This window comes from Shewanella sp. BC20, assembly GCF_003129585.1.
GTDB classification, from domain to species: domain Bacteria; phylum Pseudomonadota; class Gammaproteobacteria; order Enterobacterales; family Shewanellaceae; genus Shewanella; species Shewanella seohaensis.
The window spans coordinates 1-19,534 of the sequence record NZ_NHRI01000020.1 but is presented as its reverse complement, the minus strand read 5'-3'; the positions used below and the strand labels follow the sequence as shown (position 1 = coordinate 19,534).

Here is a 19,534-nt window from a genome sequence, read left to right as displayed (position 1 = left end):
CCTCAACCCTTTATAAACACAGACGAAGGTCGTTGGTTAAAATCCGGCTCCCGCAACCCATTTAAACAAAGTAACAACTAGGCCAGCCTCCGCTGGTTTTTTTGTACCCGAAATTCATGTAACCAAAATTTATCTTGGCTTTATTTGCTTTTATCGTTTATCTAAGTGATCGAGCTATATCGGATTACGATGAACAAAAACACATCCATTCACTCGCGGTAAAATAACAATGTGAGCAGCTAGGAGTGCCCAAAGCACCTAAGTCAGCACTCGTCGTCGGCCCTCACTGTTGCCTATGCTCACAAACCACAATTAAGTACTCACTTTTCCCCATAAATGCCGCCATAGTCATTTGCCGCCAAACAAGCATTTCTGCTATGATCCGTCGCTGACTAATCATAATTCCACAAATTGACAGATAATCAGCACTTAGCCTTTTATCTTGCGATACCAACCCATCGCCTGCAGGTACAAATATGATTAACCACTTTAGTGTGCTCGGTATCAAGCCTAGCGCCAAAGAAGACGACATTAAAAAAGCCTATCGCCGGCTCTCAAACAAATACCATCCCGATAAGTTGTTAGGTGCCTCTGATGAAGAAAAAGAGCAAGCATCACAACAACTTGAGCGCGTTAAAAAAGCTTATGAAGTGCTCTCAGATCCCAAGCTTAGAAATGCGTTTATCCGAGACTTCAACAATGTGATCGTGACCGATCCCAATGGCGCCATGCGCGAATTATGGGATCAGTTTTACCCTTAAGCGGGTTATTTCCAGTGCAACGCTGGGAGTGCCAAATGAATGAGCTTAGTTTGCCTAGCCCCTTAATTTGGACCTTTTATTGCAACACGGTTTATTTTGAGAAGCTGTTTGTTTGATAGCTTTTTATTTCGAGACATGCCCATGGCCAAAAAACTGAATATCTCACGCATTAATGAGCTTAAGACCAATGCCTACGACAATATCGAGTCCTATGATGACCCGGATACACCCAAGGCATTGGAACAATTTACTAGTCAAATCAAAAAAGTATTACAGGCCGATCCTAAAATGCTCGAGTCAGTACCCGAGTACCTGCCTGTGGCACTCTATGGCCGAGTAAAATTTCCAAGTGACGCCAAGCTTAAGTGGGCTCACTGGATTAACACTGCAACGCAACCCGAGTGGGACGAGTTCAAGGTCACTATTGGCTTTAATAATGCCGATGTCCCATTAGTGCAAGCGGTGCGCGCCTATTCAGAAGATTTATTGATTGAAAGCTGCGCCGTACTCTATCTACTGGAAAACCAAGGCAAAAGTACACCTGTGCCTAAACGCAGCGCTGACGATGATTTTGAAGACGAAGACAGTGATTACGCCGATTATTCCGATGACGACGATGATGACGGCGAAGAGGAAGATGGCTACTACGATCACTACGATGATGAGGACCGCTAATGAACACTAGTCTCATTGAAATAACCGTTGCCGAGATTAAAGAGCTCGCCGATGTCGAGCCAAAACAGGCCAGTAAACGTTTCGAACTCATCGCCACCACAATGAACGATGAGCAATTAGTTGAAGTCATTGAAAAAATGGATATTGTGACCCTGACGCAAATCAACAGTCACCACGATATCTCCTGCCCGTCAATTATGTCGGAGCTGATGACCCCTGAGCAAATTCGCGACATCGTCTGCCAGCAACCTTTATATTGGGAAGAAAAAATCAAGAACAATGCCGAAGAACTCATTCAGCATACCTTTGATTTTTTGACCTATTTAATTCGCATTCAAGATAGCGAAGAAAAACAAACCGCTATTTTAGAGTGCATTGCCGAAGATCCCGCCGGCCTCTTCTATCTGTCTATCCCCTTTATCGAGATGATGTTGGGTGAGCGCCACGACGATGAAGACCACTTCAACGATTATTACGACGATGAAGAAGATACCGACACCGTCGGCTATGACAGTCGTGTCGACAGTGAAGAAGCCCATAGCTTAAGCCTAGATGACCCACGTAGTCTGATGGCATTAATCCATGAGCTGGCACCCGATGTAGAAAAAGCCATTAAAAACCTGCTGCGTAACGAAAGCTCTGGTTGGGAGATGATCATTAATAAGTTCGTCAATGAACTGGTTATCCAAGCGAAAGAGAAAAACCAAGTCACGGACGAATACGCAGAAGTGGATGATATGTTTAGCTTTTTAGATTAAGGATCCCTAGATGCAACTGGTACTGCGTGATTTAGACCAAGGTCCATACCTGAGCAAGGTGTTGGCCAAAGGCCAAGCAGACGACACCCTTAGTGGTGAGCAGCTCGCACAAATCAAATCTAAAGCCATTTTGATGAGCCTCAAATTGGCGGATAAGTTCTACAACAAGTACAAGATGCACTTACTGGAACAGGCGGCGCACGATGTGATTGGCGTTGTCAGCCTCGGATTAATGGAACTGTCTGATCAGGATCAACAGCAAGCGGTGCGTTTATTGCTCACCAGCGACGGCGTAGTCAAATGCTTCCAAAAGGGTTGGAGCATGCTCAGCGTCGTCAGCAAACATAAGCTGGCGAACGGTAAGTCGCTCTATGGTGATGTGGACAAATTCCTGCTGGAACAAGTCTCTACACCGCCTGACGCCGAAGAGTGGCTGGGCTATGAGGCCTACCAGGATGCCTTGGCCGAGCACCAACGTCAGCAATCGATTGCGGCACTCATGGCACAGTTTTATGCCCAAACCAGCTACGATCCTTTAGATTTCTTAAATCTGGAGAGCGTATTGGCCGAAGCCGTGCTGTATCGGATGTTGTTTGATAATGCCAAAGTCAGACAAGATCTGAAAAAGCGCATTGCCAAAATCAGCTTGCAGGACGAATGGTTCAGCCTTGATTATATCGAGCAGCAAACCCAAAAAGCCTTGGCGGAACTCCCTGCGGAGCTGGCCGAGACTATCGGTAAAGATTTGGGTAAAAACTTTGCGCCAGCATTGCTGCGTACATTGAATTTCGCGAAAAGCTACCGCGAACTGCTACTTAGTGATGCCTCACCAGAGCGTTTAGAAAGATTTGAGCATAAAGAAGGACTCGTCGGTCTACTCGGCTGGCCGCTTTATATCGTGCTTTAATCCTTATCGGGGCGCTAATCAATTAGCGCCCTCTTTTTTCTGCCGTCTGAATTTGCTTACCCTTCGTTTATGGTCTCGCCACCAGGTGCAATACAAAATACCGGCATCGCCGCATCGGGGCGAAGATAGCCCCAAATCCTGAGCCCTTGTGCTTCTTTACTGTAGGGGAGTCGATACTTGTGCAGTTGCGCCTCGATATAATCAGTAAAATCCGTGGTCTTTTCCGGCAGTAATCTGCCGCGGTGTTCTCTTTTGAGCGGGTCAATCTCAAGCCATTCAATCCGCTCGCAAATCGCGAGTAACTCGTCCCACCAGACTGGCGTAAAACCTGGATTTGGCCCTTCATCTTCCAGCAGCTTATAACGCACATGGGGCACAAACTCTGGCTTTTCATGGAGTGCCAGCTCCAGCTGACGCCATTTAGTGAGGCTCAACACCGAGGTTAATTGATGCTGATTGAGGTACGCCAAGGTGTCTGCATTCATTGTGATGCGCCTGCTCCCTGTGAGTAAAAATCCTTAAGTGGCGTCATCTTAGCGCAAGTGGATAGATACTTAAATCGACTTAGCTTGAATTTAGAGCACGTTATGGTCAGTTGATACAGTCAGTTAAGATAGTCATTAAGTAAGTGAATAAACGTAAAAAAGCCTGCAATAGCAGGCTTTTGATATTTATAGAAAGTGGTTAACGCTTAACGGAACGTCAGTGACGTGGTATCCGTTAATTTATCATTGTCTTTTACGGTTAACTCGACCGTATGGAGTCCGCGGCGAGCTTGGCGAAACACCACAGGACCACTTGCACGGCTACCGTTATCAAACTTCCACTTATGCTGCTTGATCACACCGTCTGTGTCATAGCTGGTCGAAATAAACATATCGACTAGCCATAAATTGATGTGCTGAATTTGCGCAACGGGTGGTTTCTTCACATTTTCAACCACGACAGACACCATTTGTGAACTGCTATGGCTTAAACCGTCATTATCGGTCACGGTTAACGTCACTAGATAATCACCAGTTTGCGCATAGGTGTGAGATACGGCCTCTCCCATGGCTTGAGTGTTGTCACCAAAGTCCCACTCAGTAGAGACGATTTGGCCGTCGCTATCAATAGAGGTTGACGTCAATTGCACACTCGCACCATTCACAACCTGAGTGAAGCTGGCTTCAGGAGCCACTTTTTCCGCTTCGAGCAACAGAGAAATCACCACAGGATCATGATCCGATGAGCGATAAGCATCACTGGCGTACAGGTCTTGCACCTGCGCAGCCGTCTTAAACTCTTCGTTGTAATCTAACACGCGCGGCTCGTCGGTATTGATATGCCACTCGGTCACATCTAGGACTTTATCCACTAACGCGGCATTGGCCAGCGCATGGTCTAACTGCCCAGATTCACCCGAGAATACATAGGAATAAGGATTGGCTTTTTCGAGTTTTGCAAACAACTCGCTAAAGCCAGCGTTAGCCAATGCGCTTAGCGGATCTTCCTTAGCGTAGGAGTTTAAGTCGCCAATCAGCAGTACGCCTTGCTCTGGATACTGCGCGGCAATCCACTGCCCTGCTGCCGTTGCTGCGCGGGTACGGGTAATATTGCAGTTACCTTGGCCATCGTTCATATCTGGGTCGCCAGCACACTCACTGCCCTTAGATTTCAAGTGATTAACCGCAACCACCACGCTTTCCTCACTGCCGTTTAGCGCGAAGGCTTGAGTCAACATAGGGCGATTTTTGCTGTCGTCGAACTGCGGCTGCCCGGCGTCATCTAAGGGAGAGTTCGCGCTCGATAAAATACGCGCATCACCCTGAGGGCTCACTTTGTCACTGCGATAAATTAAACCAACGGTAATCGCATCCGTACCGATCGCGCTTACGTTGCTGCCATTGACCTTTGGAATAACATAGGCATAGCGATTTTCACCCACGGCGGCATTGAGGCCCGCCACGAGATCGGCAATCGCCGAGTTAGCACCAAAACCATCGTTCTCGATTTCCATCAGACCAAACACATCGGCACTGATCCCCACCATAGCACTGACAATCTTCGCTTTTTGACGCTCAAACTCACTCAGGGTATTGGCACCACGCGCAGTCGGGAAACCACCGCCCTGTCCATCACCATTAAAGTAGTTCAGTACGTTAAAGCTAGCGACTTTCAGGTTGCCACCTTCGGCTAGTACTGGCGATTGTGGACGAGGATTTTCCGCCACAAAATTAACTGGCTCAGTCGGCATAATGCGATAAAGATTAAAGCCATAGTGCATGACGCCCGTCAGACTCGTGGCTTTATCACCCACACGCACAGTGTTCGATGCGCTTAAACCTGGCGCAGGGAAAATCACAGGATCGGGGTTCTGCGCCGTTAGGCCATCGTCGAGTAAAATACTGTCTTTAAGATTGGCCGCAGTCACGGCCAAGGCATCGGCACCTGGCGCTGCGACTTGTGTCCCAATAAAGTGACGGCTGCTACCGAGTGATATTTCACCATAGCGGCCCAAGTTGTAGACTTCGTTCACCACCAGATCTTGGCTAAAGCGTACACGCATGCCTTCAAATGGTTCAAAGTCATCGCTCGAATTCACAGGTAAGGTCACCACGGCGGCAGTGGGTAGGGGTTGTCCTGCAGCGCACAGTTTATGATCGGCAACGGTAGTCAGTTCCGTTAAGCCTTGATATTCAGTGACTTTAGCCTTTAAGCGTACACGGTCGCCCGCCACGTAACCCGTAGGTGCATTACCGGTATAAACAAACACCCCTTCCGAGGTTTGAGGATCATTATCGGCTTCGTTGTCGGCCATTTGCACGAAGATGCCCTTTAGGCCAGCTTCTTGATTACTCACCACTACGGCTTCTACCACTAAGGTTTGTCCGTTTAACGGACTGACATTGGTCGAACCTTGTAAGGCATGGATAGGCGTTGAGGCTTCACCACAGGCAAGTGAACTCGGTGGCGGCTCAACAGGAACGTTGGGGGTGCCTGCGCTGAACTTACCCAGATCCGAGATATCGTCTTTGGCAAAACCTAACCATGTATTAAAGGTGACAGCATCATCAATAATGGTATCGGCGATTAGCTGATCGGGATTGCGGCGCAGAGTATTGTCCTGCGTCGATAAATCACCACTGCCCCACTCAGTGCCGGGATCGACACCTACTTGGCCTAAGCTATCAATCACTTGGTCTTGATAGGTCAGCACAATGGCATCGTCACCATTGAAAAAACTCGCGCTGCTTTGTTGATTCGTCACCGCCAGAATATCCGCCGATGCGTCGTTATCAGCAACCACATAAGTCGCACCTGCGGCTAAGGTGCCGTTCAGGGCGATAGTCGTGCCCACATTGGTGCTGCCATTAAAATAGAAGCGCAATTGATACTGGCTTAAATCGAGAGTGTTGGCAGTTGGGTTGTACAGCTCAATGGCTTTGTTATTGCTGCTGCCTTCAACATATTCAGAAATAATCAGATTATCGGCAGCATGGGCAAACCCACACACGCTACTGATGGCTAACGCCAACAGTGTTTTGTTATTAAACATAATGACCCCTAATAAGTATCTTTTTTATATTGGTATTGAAGTTAAAGACTTACGATTTCTCGAAGCGCTTAGCCTCGAAAACTGACGATACTATAGGGAATCAAGGTTACAAATTAGTTGCACGCAAGTTGCAACTTAAGATGGATATTTAGGCGACGATTTAGCGGATTGGACTAGGAAAAATAGCGAAGATGGCGAGCATGGCTCACCATCTTGTTAACGATCATCAGGGTTGTCCGTTATAGCGGCTGCAACTGCTCATCCAGCAGATTCAACAACAACAACTCTCCCCGTTCACTGACTCTGAATTCTCCATACTTGGCTTGGCTGAAGTGGTCTGCTTGGCCCTCTTCGAAGAAGAAACTATTTGAGGCGAGCTTTACTCTATGATTACGCAGACGAAAATCTACCGTGAGTTGCTCAGCCGTTTTTGGTTGGTCACGGTAAATACCGACAAAGCGCGCCACTTTTTGCGAGTCGAGCGTCAACAGCAGTTGCCCCTGCGTCATCCCTTCAGGCAGTGCGGCGCGCACCTCCTGCGCAATGGCATACTCCAAGGCCATGTAATCCCCCTGCATAATCGAGCGAGGATCCACTGGCGCTAAGGCAAAACGTACCACTTGGCCATCTTGTAATAACTGCTCAAACTGGGCTATTCGCCAGTTGATGCTTATCAGCAGTACCGCGGCGGTAAACACTACTAAGACTAAGGCGCGCTTATGGAAACGGCTTAATGCTAAGGTCGCTGTATCCATTATGCTTGCTCCTTATGCTCAACCTGCACTTGTGTGATGGGAAAAAAGCGCCACATCAGTAACCTTGCGATAATCAGCACCCCGCCTAATCCCATTAAATACAGAGACTTAAGCATCAAGGTCGTCTCAAGGGAATAATAATAGCCCGCCGCAAACACTAGCCCGGAGGCGATTCCCATCCCCTTAAGCCACGCCTCATGCCCGTAGTGCCCCAACAATATCAGCAGCACTGCCGTCGATAATCCCTGCATGGGGAAAGACAGTGCAGTAATGAGCACTAATCCTAAAAGCGCAAATAATATGGCGGGATGGGTCAATGGAGTCTGCCATTGTTTACACAGACTCAGGAGTAAAAAGCTGCAGATGGCAAACACGATCAGTAAATGAACCGCGGTAATCCCCGATTGCCAATCTACAGCATACAACTGCGAAAACTCGCTATCCAGACTAAACACATGCATAAGTTGAATGGTGAGCAGATTTGCACTGGTGGCAAAAATCCACATTCTCGCCCGTTGATAGTGGTGCCCAGTGCGGTGAAGATTGAGTAGCATAATGCTCGATAGTAACAGCCACAGCGTCGGCGTTAACGATAAGAGATGCCACTCGGCCAACAGGCCTGTGACGCAGACACTACAGCCAAATGCAAATACCCACTGGGCCACAGCGTGCTTGATAATCCCCCAAAGCAGTAAAAACAGTGCCGCCATGCTCAGATACCAAGCCAGATTGAAGGTGTCGCCGAGTAAATCAAACAGCCCCCAAGCTAGAGCAAGCGCGCCGCTTAAACAGGAGGCAAAGGCAAACTGCTGCAAAAAGTGCTGCTGGCGCCCGCCCCAATATAAGGCAAGCCCTAAGCCTAAATAGCTGCCACCGATAAAAAGTGCCGCGCCCCCTTCGAATCGCCCCCACAGGCTATCGAAAAGTGACACCATAAAACCTAATAAGAACCAAGCGGCTATCCAGGCCGCGCCAGCTTGCATCAGGGCGATATACCAGGGCATATCTTGGGAATCGGGCAACTCTGGGGTATTCACTGCGCCCTTAGCATATAAACTCTGCCACAGAGCTTGCGGCGCAGTTATCTCGCTTGTTTGCAGCGACTCATTGGGGTGCTTATTCATGGCTTAGCTCCTCATTCTCACTGCGGAGTTGCGTAGGCGAGATGCCCGCTTTAGCTTGCCGATGCAATCGCCTTAACACAGTGCTTAAGCCTGTGCTCGCTAAAATGATATAAAGCCCAATCAACAAAAAGCCGCCAATAGGATCGCTATTGCGAAACAGCAGTTCGGTGAATAACGCCGCGCCGACGCTGATCAAGCTAAAGCCACCCAATGCCAAGGGATAAACCTGCAATCGTTTGTGCCTGAACCACCAGAATCCAAACAATAGATGGCCAAAATAACCAACCCACACCGCAACCAGCAGCGGCTTAGTGTCGCTCGGCTCAAAAATCATCCAACACACCAGTAAGGTAAAGCACCCCATGGCCATCAATGAACTCGCATACTCTACAAATGGCGCATACCAACGTCTGCTGGTACTGCCGAGAAACACAAAACCGTAGTAGATAGTCAGATTAAGGACCACAAAGAGACATAACCACAACTGTTCATCCAGCCAGAGCAAAGTCGTATCGGCATACAGCCCAAGGCTTAAATTAACTAGCCCCACCAGCAGTAACCATAGGCCATCAAAGCCTGCCACCCATGCGAAGGGCAAAATCGCAAGCGCCCAAATGGCGAACAGCTGCCAAGGATCGGCGCCAGTTTGATAAGTTTGCCCAACTAGCGCGAGCAGCCCACCCACTAACATGCTCACCACCAGCAGCGCAGCATTGGCAAGAGTTGCTCCGAACAAACAATGAGAAGGGTCAACGAGCTGCTTCGCTGCGCTGCGATAATACAGCCAGACAAAGCTGACAAGGCTAATTAATAGCGCCGCTTCAATCAGCGCAAACTTGCTCATTCGCGCGAGTGACAGCCAGTTATAGGCAAAAAAGAAAATCACCCCGCAGGCAAAGCTTAACGCCCCCGCCCATTGTAAAAGCTGCGCCAATAAGCTGCGCCAACTGGCGGCATTGGGTGGTACGGATAACTGTCGATAGAGTTCGTTTGCCTCGGTTGGCGTGAGATGTCCCTGTTCCAGCCATTCATAGACGTGCGAGGTAAGATAACGCAATCTGAAATCTCCCTATTATTACCTGACAATGACAGCGCAACTATCACTAAGAGCTATCAATAAGTGCATCACTAAGTACATCACTAAGTGCGCGACAAACCTGCCAAGCAAATTGCCAAAGATAGTCCCTATTGTATTGATCAATAGAACAAATAGATAAGTGAATCTTCAGCCTTATCCATAAATCAACCAAAGGGATATAGGTACTGTCTATTGGCAGGGGAAATCCTAGCTCAACGAACGCGTTTATAACTGCAGTGGGCTGAGCACCGCAAGCAAGGCTATCAATAAAAAGACTAAAGATTGCAAACGGAGTCGCAGGCTGGCTTGAGGTGGGGATAACAACGCCACGTAAAACAGCCAAATGGCATACATACCGTAGTTAAGCCCCAAAAACAGCAATAGGCTGTAGCCATACATTTCAGGAAGGAGTTTGAGCGCACACACCAAAAACACCGCGGTAGTGGATACATAGAATACCGATTGGCAATAAAATAGCGCGCTGAACCACTGCTTATCTGGCTCAGATAAGGACGCACTCATCAGCTTCGGCAGCCGCTTTTGTTTCCCCTCCAGTAAGTGGTAAACGCACACACCTGTGCTCAGGATTGTTGCTATCGCCAAACTGATCATTGGTTATCTCTCGCCCTTATTCGCGGCCATTAGGCCCATGCTCATCTAGGGAGTAAGACCCGCCAAAGCGGCACTCTATTACAACAGCCTTACTCTTAATGACAAAAGCTGTGCGCTATTACACATAGCATGTGCCATGACACAGGTATCGGCGGAATCACATTCATAAAGACTAAATCATGCTAAACCACAGTAAATCTATAAATAGACTTCAGATAACACAAAGGAGCCACAGGCTCCTTTGTTTATCACAGGCAAGGCTTACATGGTGGCCATGGTCCAGTAATCGAGGCGCTTTTGCGGATCGGCTAACAGGTTTTTACACTCTTCTTTGTATTTGCCCATTAGTGCACCTAAGTTACTTGAGCCGCCTAGACTCTGGATCTGGCGCGCTTTAGCGTCGGCCACCGCTTGAGTAACTTCGGCTTCTGACTGATACTTCTTCGCCAGATTTTCAGCCTCGACTTTAGAGTTTTTTAAGCGCTCACCCACAGCTTGCATTTGCGGGGCATTCATGGCGCCAATGGCCTCGGAACTGATTTGATAATAAGCAGCACATTCAATGGCTTCTTTACTAAAGGCCTTTTCTGCCTCATCGGCGACTACGCTATGGCTCACGGTTAACATTAAGCCGGCAACGGCAAACGCTTTAAACATCTTGTTGTCCTTTTTATTAGCAATTAAGCATAAACTACTTAAGCAATGAGTGGATCTCAAGCTCGTAAGTTAAAAATTTCTGATCCCGCACAAACCCTAAGGCCTCATACAATCCCTGCGCGCGGACATTCTCCTTTTGGGTCTCCAGCACTAAGGCGCGAGCGCCCTGAGCTTTGGCATATTCCGCCGCCTGTTGCACCAACGCTCGACCGATGCCAACACAACGCGCATGCTGGGTGACAAACACATCGTTTAGGATAAAAATCGGCGCTAAACGCAGCGATGAAAAACTGGGATATAACTGCACAAACCCCAGCCCCATTCCCTCGGGGGAGCGCGCCATAAACACCACGGACGAGGCATCCTGCAATCGCGCACGAATAAACTGCTCCGCCGCGAGGACATCATCCTTACAGCCGTAAAACTGCCGATACTCATTAAATAACAGGGCAACCTCATGACTATGGGATACGTCAGCACGAGAAATAATGTTTGCCATCGGCCTTTCCAACCTCAAATCTACATGCGTGTTGCGAGTCCAAATAGCGAATGACCATCGCCATTTAAAGCAGCAATCCGCCCTACTCTACTGGTCGCTGTTGTAAGCGAAATGCTAAGTTGTGTTTCACTGTGGCCCATTCGGAATCGATAATGGAATACACCACGGTATCGCGGATCGTGCCATCCTTGAGGATCTTATTGTTGCGCAGCACGCCATCTTGCTTTGCGCCGAGGCGGGCAATGGCTTGGCGAGATGCTTGATTATGCCAATGGGTGCGAAACTCGACGGCAATGGCATCGAGGGTTTCGAATGCAAAGGTCAGCAGTAATAACTTGGACTCGGTATTGATCCCCGTGCGCTGGGCGCGCTTAGCATACCAAGTGTAACCAATCTCCAAATGGCGATGCTCGCTCTCCCAATGGCAGATACGGGTACTGCCGACAATCTCACCGGAGAGACGGTCGCGCACCGCAAACGGGAAACTCTCGCCGCGCGCTTTCTCATCCAAGGCTTTAGTCACATAGGCTTTCATCTCGCTTGGCTCTGGCACGCTGGTAAACCATAAACGCCACAACTCGCCATCTGTCACAGCTAAACTCAAGGCGGCAACATGGGATAAAGAGAGGGGTTCTAGCACTACATGTTCACCCGTTAAACAACCTAAAAGATCGCGTTCGCCCACAGTATCGCCTCCATTAGCTGACTAAAAAGTGTGTCCTTGCGCACATTTTTTACTAGCCTAACATTAATCTAAAATAAAAAAACCTCTATTTTCAATGTGATTTTTAATTTCATTCTAGGTGCTGACGCTAAGATTTCCTTAAGCTTCGCCTTAGAAAATGACATGTTAATGAATCGAATGAGGCTAGTTCTGATGCCGCTAAATAACGCAGGGATCGAAAGAGTTCGGATAGTGATGCCCCCTTTTAGCCTAGCGTCAACGCAAACTAGCAAAAGAGAGCGACTTAGGCATCGATTTGACGGATGTCGATAACGCAGCCCATTAAGATCAAAAAAGCGCAGTGTTTACTTAAAAACACTGCGCTTTGAAATCATATTAAGCATTTCAGCAGCATCAAGCCTTTACGGCCCAATACATTAAAACCCGTGCACGCTATTACTCACCCTAAACCAGCCAGCAATGCTGTTGCGCTGGGCTAAGGTTCTACTCACCTCATGGGGGAAGCGCTCGCTTAAGAAAATCACAAAGTGACCCATTTTAGGCGCGATGCGTTCAATCTCATTATCGGCTTCATCGTAAATAATCAGCTCGCCGCAATCTGCTGGCGTCCAATCGGGATTTAAGAAAAACACTGTAGTTAAGATACGGTTTTGACTGCCTTTTAGTGCATCCACATGCTTCTTATAAAAGGCGCCGGGTTGGTACACGGCATAATGGCTTTCGTAGTCGAATAACCCCATAAATAATCGACGATTTAGGCCATCCTTTAACTGCGTCATCAAATCTAAATAGAGGCTATCTGGTTCACTCTGCTCCTCAAGCCACTGGATCCTATCGCGACGGATATCGGGATTAAGCTGCTGCTCAGCGCCACGTCCAATCGAGGCCGCTTTGAGCTCATGTATTTCTGTTGCTTGGATTTTTTCCAATAATACTTGGCTAATGGGGTGAGGAATTAACTCGGGTAAAAAAATATAGCCTTTGTCTACCAAGGCGTCAGCGATCACATCCAGCACTGCTTCACTTAATTGCGAAACCATTAATGCTACATCCAATAATAAAAGGCTACGCTTTAGCTGTACTCAAGGGCTCAAAGGAGGGGGAACTGAGCCTGATTTTCGAGGGGCGTCGATACGGGATAAAGAAGCTATCCCACAGTCAAATTTGGCGGGATTTTAGAGTAAAGATTATCGAAAAACAATAGCGTAAAAAAAGGCTTGATAGGTTGCCCTACCAAGCCTTTGGCCCTTTTTACAATGAATCGTTTAATCGACTAAACCACGGCGCTTTAATAAGGCATCGGTCGTGGGTTTTTGACCGGTAAAGTGGATGTAATCCTGCATCAGATCTTCGCTGTTGCCTTTAGACAATACCGCATCACGGAACTTATCGCCGTTTTCGGCTTTTAAACCACCATGTTGGCCCATATAGGCAAAGGCATCGGCGGCAAACACTTCCGTCCACAGATAAGCGTAATAACCGGCAGAATAGCCACCGGAGAAAGCATGGCTAAAATAGCTCGACTTATAACGCGGTGGAATTGGCGCGAAATCGAGGCCATGTTTGGCTAACACTTGATGCTCAAACTGTTCCACATCCTTAATTTGGGTGTCGGCACCAATCGAGTGCCATTCCATATCCAGTAATGCAGCCGCTAAATACTCAACAGTATCAAAACCTTGACCAAATTTATTCGAGGCTAAGATTTTATCGAGTAAGGCTTTAGGAATAGGCTCACCAGTTTGGTAGTGCTTGGCGTAATTGGCAATGACCGCAGGGTCAATGTTCCAATCTTCGTTAACTTGAGACGGAAACTCCACAAAATCGCGCGCTGTAGAGGTACCTGCCACACTCGGGTATTTCACCTTGGAGAATAAACCGTGCACCGCATGACCAAATTCATGGAACATAGTGGTCACTTCATCGAAGGTCATCAAGGTTGGACCGTCGGCAGGTTTCGGGATATTCAGTGCGTTATACACCACAGGCTTAGTGCCTAGCAGGCCGCTTTGAGTGACAAACTCATCCATCCAAGCGCCGCCGCCCTTACCTTCACGGGCATAAGGGTCAAGATAGAACAGACCAATAGAGCTGTTGTCTTTATCGAAAACCTCAAAGGCGAGGACATCGCTATTCCATACTGGTAAATCGGTGCGCGGTTTAACGCTGATGCCGTAGAGTTTGTGCATCGCGAAGAACAAACCATCCTTCAGAACAGAGTTAAACTCAAAGTAGGGTTTGATGCTGCTCTCATCGAGGGCGTATTTTTGCTGACGCACTTTCTCGGCGTAATAAGCCCAATCCCAAGGTTGTAATTCAAAATTACCGCCGGCCTTTTTGATTTCAGCTTGGATATCCGCCGCATCGGCCTTAGCGTGAGCCAGCGCTTTAGGCGCCAAGTCATCTAAAATTTCATACACGGCGCTTGGCGTTTTAGCCATTTGGTCGGCTACGGCGTAGGCTGCCCAAGTATCAAAGCCGAGCAAATTGGCCTTCTTGGCGCGCAGCTGCGCCATCTTCACGATTAAAGGGCCATTGCTGGCAACGGCGCGGTGAGCCGAGGTTTCCCAAACTTTTTGGCGCAGTTCGCGGTTATTTAAACTGGCTAAAATAGGCTGACGAGTGGTGTTCACTAAGGTAATCAGGTAACCCGTTTTACCCGCTGCCTGCGCTGCGGCCGCTAAGGTCGCGATTTCGCTGTCAGATAAACCGTCCAGTTGTGCTTTGTCGGTCACAACAATCACATCGTCTTTAAATGACTTTAAGCTGTTTTGGGAAAACTCAGTCGCAAGGGTCGCTAACTCAGCGTTAAAGTCGCGCATTTTGGCTTTATCGGCATCGGATAATTTGGCCCCAGCACGTACAAACTGCTCGTAATAAAACTCGACCAAGCGCTTATCTTCGGCATTTAACCCGGCACGTTGTTGATATACGGTTTCAACACGGGCAAATAAACTTGGATCTAAGTAGATGTTATCGCGGTGGGCCGATAGCTTAGGCGCTAAGTCCGCCTCGGTTTTTTGAAAATCATCGTCGGAGATTAACCCCGCCAGATTGAAGAAGGTGCGTGACACTCGAGTTAACAACTCACCCGAGGTTTCCATGGCTAAAATCGTATTCTCGAAGGTGGGCGCCTGTTTATTGGCAATAATGGCAGCAATTTCAGCCTCATGCTCTTTTATGCCCTGCGCAAACGCAGGGGCATAATCCGAACTCTTGATCAGATTAAACTGCGGAGCTTGATCCTGCAGTGGACTCTTACTCAATAACACATTGGTTGCATCAGCTTGAGTCGATGCAGCAGCTTGCGTCGCGACCGCATTGGCGGCCTCAGTATTGGCTGCCGGTTTTTCTGAGCAAGCGCCCAATAACAATGCCGCGGCCACGGCAGTAGTAATAACAGACTTACGCATAGGAACTCCCTAGAGTGTTACTGCCCTGTCTTTATATTTTTTAAGTGAAAGGTGCGAGTAACGGATTTTGGCTTCTCTTCCAACTGACGCATGCTTTGGGCGCCCGTTTTCGACGCACAACCTTAGCAAGTTAAGCGACCTTCGGCCAAGTTTTCGAAGCCAAGGATCGAGGGGAATTTGTATCTCTTTATGTGTGACGGCCGTCAAACTACGCAATCAAGGGCATTTTGTCTGCGATTGAGCGACGAGCAGCCATAGGTAAGGCGTAAAAACAATCAAGGTTTTAAACGATGGAATTTATTTTATAAATAAAAGCTTAGGTGAAAACACTTCATAAAAATCGTCAACATTATCTCAGAGACTCATCGAATATCAGCACAGGCGAAATTCAATCATCTAACAAATATTAATTATTCTTAATAAATAGCTGGCAACATCGAGTTAACCAGCCGATGAATAAAAATACCGCAGCCATGGTGCACAAATTAATCAATCAAGCGCCTAGTCACAATTTGAAACAGCTTTTATCCAATTAATGTCACATTCAGATCATTAAATCTCTTTATAATCCCCGTCCGTTAACTGAATGACGCGACGACCTAACAGTTCTTTCGTTATGAATTAACAGGATGATGGGCATGTTCTCAAAAGAACATGTATTAGGGTCAAATAAATATAAATAGAGAAAACAATGTTAAATAAAAAACTACTCGCAGTGATGATCACTGCTGCCTTAGGCGTAAGCGCCTGTGGCTCGGATGATGAGCAAATCGTTCAAGCGGATTTACGTGTATTAGAAACCACGGATCTGCACACAAATATCATGGATTTCAACTACTACAGTGGTAAAGAAGACCCAACTATCGGTCTAGCTCGTACCGCAAGCCTTATCCATGCCGCCCGTAAAGAAGCCAAAAACAGTGTACTCGTAGATAACGGTGACCTGCTTCAAGGTAGTCCTATGGGTGACTACATGGCTAAAGTCGGCCTGCAAATGGGCGATGTTCACCCCGCCTATAAAGCGATGAATCTATTAGATTACGAAGTAGGTAATATCGGTAACCACGAATTTAACTATGGTTTAGATTTTTTAAATAAATCACTTCATGGTGCAGAATTCCCTTATATTAACGCCAACGTCTATTGTGCCGACGATAATGGCTGCTGGAATGATGTGAAAAAAGGTGAGCATTTATTCACCCCTTATATCATTAAAGAAAAACAAATCGTCGATAGCGAAGGAAATAACCAAACCATTAAGATTGGTTATATTGGTTTTGTGCCACCACAAATCTTATTGTGGGATAAACAAAATCTGACCGGCAAAGTAACGGTTGAAGATATTGTGGCGACTGCCAAAAAATATGTGCCTGAAATGAAAGCAAAAGGCGCTGATTTGATTATCGCAATCCCACACTCTGGTATTGGTTCGACCGAAAATCCTGGCGATCCTATGGCAGAGAACGCAACCTATGCCTTGACCTATGTCGACGGTATTAATGCCATCCTCTTTGGTCACAGCCACTCTATTTTCCCCGATGCCAAATATGCCGACTTACCTAACACAGACGTGACTAAAGGTCTGTTAAATGGTGTACCAGCCGTCATGCCTGGACGCTGGGGTGACAACTTAGGTGTGGTCGACTTTAAACTCGAGCGTAAAGACGGTAAGTGGTCAGTGCTCAGTGCCACCACTAAGGCACGTCCTATCTATGATGGTGCAACTAAAACACCATTAGTCGAAGCCGACACCGCCATCCATGATGCTGTCGCCGCCGAGCACCAAGGGACACTCGCCTTCGTGGACGAGCCAATTGGGGTTGCTGCCGCCGATATGTATAGCTTCTTGACCTTAGTGCAGGACGATCCAACCGTACAAATCGTTTCTGACGCGCAAATTGCCAACGTTAAAGCCAAACTCCCCGAGGCATTAAAAGATCTGCCAGTCTTATCGGCCTCTGCGCCATTCAAAGCTGGTGGTCGCCACGGTACAACCAGTGATGCAGACCAATATGTACAAGTGGATAAAGGCGCATTGACCTTTAAAAACGCCGCCGATCTTTACCTCTACCCCAACACTATGGTGGCGGTTAAAGCGACGGGTGCTGAACTGAAAGATTGGCTGGAGTGTTCGGCTAACCAATTCAATCAAATCGATCCAACCAAGACCACGCCGCAGGAATTAATCAACTGGGATGGTCACCCAACCTACAACTTCGACGTGCTCGATGGCTTGACCTACAAGATTGATGTGACTCAACCAAGCAAGTTTGACCGCGACTGTGCCGTCGTCAATGCCAACGCTAACCGTATCGTCGATTTAAGCTACACAGATGCCAACGGTAAAGTCTTTACTGGCGAAGAGTTTGCGGCCAAAGAATTTATCGTGGCCTCAAATAACTACCGCGCCTTTGGTGGCAAGTTTGCCGGTACAGGAAGTGATCATGTGGTACTGGAACTACCAGATACTAACCGTGAAGCCTTAGCGGCCTACATCACGGCGCAATCTCAGTTCAACGAAACCACAGGCAAGTATGATGGCATGGTCAACCCAAGTGCTGACTACAACTGGGATTTCAAAACCATCAGCACCAATGTTGCGTTAGATATTCGCTTCCAGACCCAAGATAGCGATAAAGCCGCTGCCTTTATCGAAGCCAATAAACAACGCGAAATGACCAAGATCAGTAAAGATGAACTCGGTTTTGCCGTGTACCGCATCAATTTAAGCCAAGATAAAGCGAAGTAATTTGCGTTATTACGCTTAGGTTAAGCCAAGATAAAGCGAAGTAATTTGCGTTATTACGCTTAGGTTAAGCCAATATCAGGCTAAACTCAGTCTCGTACTTAGACAAGAAAAGGCTCCCAGTGAGCCTTTTCTTTATTCTAGATCCCAACTAAATATCGATGAATGTATAGTGCTTTGAGTGTCCTTTGTGATCATCGGCTTAGCTCTCCACTTTGTGTTAACGGCTATCTCACTTATCATTAGTGCGTGATATCAACCAAGAGAAAGCCTATGAAATCCCCCTCTATCCTGTGCGCATCCGCCATGCTGCTTGCCAGCCTGCAACCCGTTTGTGCGGAAGTTATCCTGCTGCTGCCAAGTGATGTCGAGCTGTTAACTGTGAATGGACAAAAGCCATTAAGCACCTCGCCAGTCACGTTGAGTGATGGATTGAACCAAATCGCGTTTCGCTTCAACGCCCAGTACCGCAAACAGGCTAATTCGGTACGCTACCAATCGGACGTACTGATCATCCGCTTTAATGAAACCGACCAAGCATTACTGCTCAAACTGCCTAGTATCGACTCGGCCAAAGCCGCAAAGCAATTCGATGAGTCACCGTCACTCACGCTGTTAGATAAGCACAATCAAGCAATTAGCTTTGACCAAGACAGATTAGTGAAAAACGGGCTTCAGATAGGCCGAAACTTCGAGCAGGAAATCTTTCAATACAATCAAGGCCAGCATCCCGCCTCGATAACGCTTGCTGCGCCTCAAGTATCTGCAGCAACGAGTGCTCCAACGCTGCCTGCTACCACTTCTGCACCATCAACAGCCATAGCCACCAGTACTGCCGCATCAACAGTAGCAATAACACAAGGCGCAGCGCCTGACTCGCCGACTCAAGCCGAAATCAGCCATATGCTGGATTATTGGTATCACCTCGCCGATGACGCCACCAAAGCAAAATTCAAGGCAAAAATTAACGAGCAATAAGCGTGTTCGTTATGTTTTTGCAGTAACAAACGAGCAAGACACGCTACCCCATACAGAATAGAGCAACCTAAGTTGCTCTTTTTATTGGCCTGATATAATTTGCCTAAATGGTTAGGGGAAAACCAAGCTGAACCGTGAGTGAAGTGGCAATATAAAGAGTTAACCGGTGGAAATTGAAAACGCGAAAAACAAAAAAGCCAGCTTATTCAGCTGGCTTCATTGTTTAATTAGGCGCTTGGCGATGACCTACTCTCACATGGGGAGACCCCACACTACCATCGGCGCGATTGCGTTTCACTTCTGAGTTCGGGATGGGATCAGGTGGGACCACAATGCTATTGTCACCAA

General features: G+C 47.5%; 17 protein-coding genes and 1 rRNA gene. 6 read left to right on the top strand and 12 right to left on the bottom strand.

Going from position 1 to position 19,534, the window contains the following annotated elements; genetic code table 11:
• Positions 1-476 precede the first annotated feature (476 nt).
• The 4 genes from CBX96_RS17790 to CBX96_RS17775 all read left to right on the top strand — a co-directional run bounded on the left by CBX96_RS17790 (position 477) and on the right by CBX96_RS17775 (position 3,101).
• Entirely contained in the window at positions 477-761 is a 285-nt protein-coding gene (locus tag CBX96_RS17790; RefSeq protein WP_011622321.1) for a DnaJ family molecular chaperone, read from the top strand.
• 141 nt (positions 762-902) lie between these two features.
• Positions 903-1,436: a hypothetical protein gene (locus tag CBX96_RS17785; RefSeq protein WP_181382231.1), complete on the top strand. Its 534-nt coding sequence runs from the start codon at positions 903-905 to the stop codon at positions 1,434-1,436.
• On the top strand, positions 1,436-2,194 hold the full coding sequence (locus tag CBX96_RS17780) for a hypothetical protein (RefSeq protein WP_086904444.1): 759 nt from the start codon (positions 1,436-1,438) through the stop codon (positions 2,192-2,194). The genes CBX96_RS17785 and CBX96_RS17780 overlap by 1 nt, the downstream gene beginning before the upstream one ends.
• A 10-nt stretch (positions 2,195-2,204) precedes the next feature.
• Positions 2,205-3,101 carry a hypothetical protein gene (locus CBX96_RS17775; protein WP_109287585.1) on the top strand — a complete coding sequence of 299 codons (897 nt, stop codon included), beginning with the start codon at positions 2,205-2,207 and terminating at the stop codon, positions 3,099-3,101.
• A gap of 56 nt (positions 3,102-3,157) precedes the next feature.
• Here the strand turns inward: CBX96_RS17775 and CBX96_RS17770 are convergent, their stop codons facing one another.
• The 11 genes from CBX96_RS17770 to CBX96_RS17720 form a co-directional block, all read right to left on the bottom strand.
• Positions 3,158-3,586: a DUF6678 family protein gene (locus tag CBX96_RS17770; protein ID WP_109287584.1), complete on the bottom strand. Its 429-nt coding sequence runs from the start codon at positions 3,584-3,586 to the stop codon at positions 3,158-3,160.
• 206 nt (positions 3,587-3,792) lie between these two features.
• Positions 3,793-6,639, bottom strand: coding sequence for an ExeM/NucH family extracellular endonuclease (locus CBX96_RS17765; RefSeq protein WP_109287583.1), 2,847 nt, complete (start codon positions 6,637-6,639; stop codon positions 3,793-3,795).
• Between the two features lie 239 nt (positions 6,640-6,878).
• Entirely contained in the window at positions 6,879-7,394 is a 516-nt protein-coding gene (locus tag CBX96_RS17760; protein ID WP_109287582.1) for a GDYXXLXY domain-containing protein, read from the bottom strand.
• Positions 7,394-8,518: a DUF4401 domain-containing protein gene (locus tag CBX96_RS17755; protein WP_109287581.1), complete on the bottom strand. Its 1,125-nt coding sequence runs from the start codon at positions 8,516-8,518 to the stop codon at positions 7,394-7,396. The genes CBX96_RS17760 and CBX96_RS17755 overlap by 1 nt, the downstream gene beginning before the upstream one ends.
• Positions 8,511-9,575, bottom strand: coding sequence for a DUF2157 domain-containing protein (locus CBX96_RS17750; protein WP_109287580.1), 1,065 nt, complete (start codon positions 9,573-9,575; stop codon positions 8,511-8,513). Before CBX96_RS17750 ends, CBX96_RS17755 begins: the two co-directional genes overlap by 8 nt.
• Positions 9,576-9,821: 246 nt before the next feature.
• The gene (locus CBX96_RS17745) at positions 9,822-10,208 is read right to left on the bottom strand and encodes a hypothetical protein (protein ID WP_109287579.1); all 387 of its coding nucleotides are present in this window, start codon (positions 10,206-10,208) and stop codon (positions 9,822-9,824) included.
• A gap of 261 nt (positions 10,209-10,469) precedes the next feature.
• Positions 10,470-10,865, bottom strand: a complete 396-nt coding sequence (locus tag CBX96_RS17740) for a hypothetical protein (RefSeq protein WP_109287578.1) — start codon at positions 10,863-10,865, stop codon at positions 10,470-10,472.
• 34 nt (positions 10,866-10,899) lie between these two features.
• Positions 10,900-11,364 carry an N-acetyltransferase gene (locus CBX96_RS17735; protein WP_011716633.1) on the bottom strand — a complete coding sequence of 155 codons (465 nt, stop codon included), beginning with the start codon at positions 11,362-11,364 and terminating at the stop codon, positions 10,900-10,902.
• A gap of 82 nt (positions 11,365-11,446) precedes the next feature.
• A complete protein-coding gene (locus CBX96_RS17730; RefSeq protein WP_109287577.1) occupies positions 11,447-12,049 on the bottom strand; it encodes a GNAT family N-acetyltransferase in 603 nt (200 codons plus the stop codon).
• Positions 12,050-12,465: 416 nt separating this feature from the next.
• Positions 12,466-13,089 (bottom strand): 2OG-Fe(II) oxygenase, encoded by a 624-nt coding sequence (locus CBX96_RS17725; RefSeq protein ID WP_011622308.1) that lies wholly within the window; start codon positions 13,087-13,089, stop codon positions 12,466-12,468.
• A 225-nt stretch (positions 13,090-13,314) separates the two neighbouring features.
• The gene (locus CBX96_RS17720) at positions 13,315-15,462 is read right to left on the bottom strand and encodes a M3 family metallopeptidase (protein ID WP_109287576.1); all 2,148 of its coding nucleotides are present in this window, start codon (positions 15,460-15,462) and stop codon (positions 13,315-13,317) included.
• 691 nt (positions 15,463-16,153) lie between these two features.
• Here CBX96_RS17720 and CBX96_RS17715 point away from each other — a divergent pair.
• Both CBX96_RS17715 and CBX96_RS17710 read left to right on the top strand, forming a co-directional pair.
• On the top strand, positions 16,154-18,211 hold the full coding sequence (locus CBX96_RS17715) for a bifunctional 2',3'-cyclic-nucleotide 2'-phosphodiesterase/3'-nucleotidase (protein ID WP_109287575.1): 2,058 nt from the start codon (positions 16,154-16,156) through the stop codon (positions 18,209-18,211).
• Positions 18,212-18,481: 270 nt separating this feature from the next.
• Positions 18,482-19,186 (top strand): DUF2057 domain-containing protein, encoded by a 705-nt coding sequence (locus tag CBX96_RS17710; RefSeq protein ID WP_109287574.1) that lies wholly within the window; start codon positions 18,482-18,484, stop codon positions 19,184-19,186.
• Between the two features lie 233 nt (positions 19,187-19,419).
• Here the strand turns inward: CBX96_RS17710 and rrf are convergent.
• Positions 19,420-19,534: ribosomal RNA gene (gene rrf / locus CBX96_RS17705) — 5S ribosomal RNA — on the bottom strand.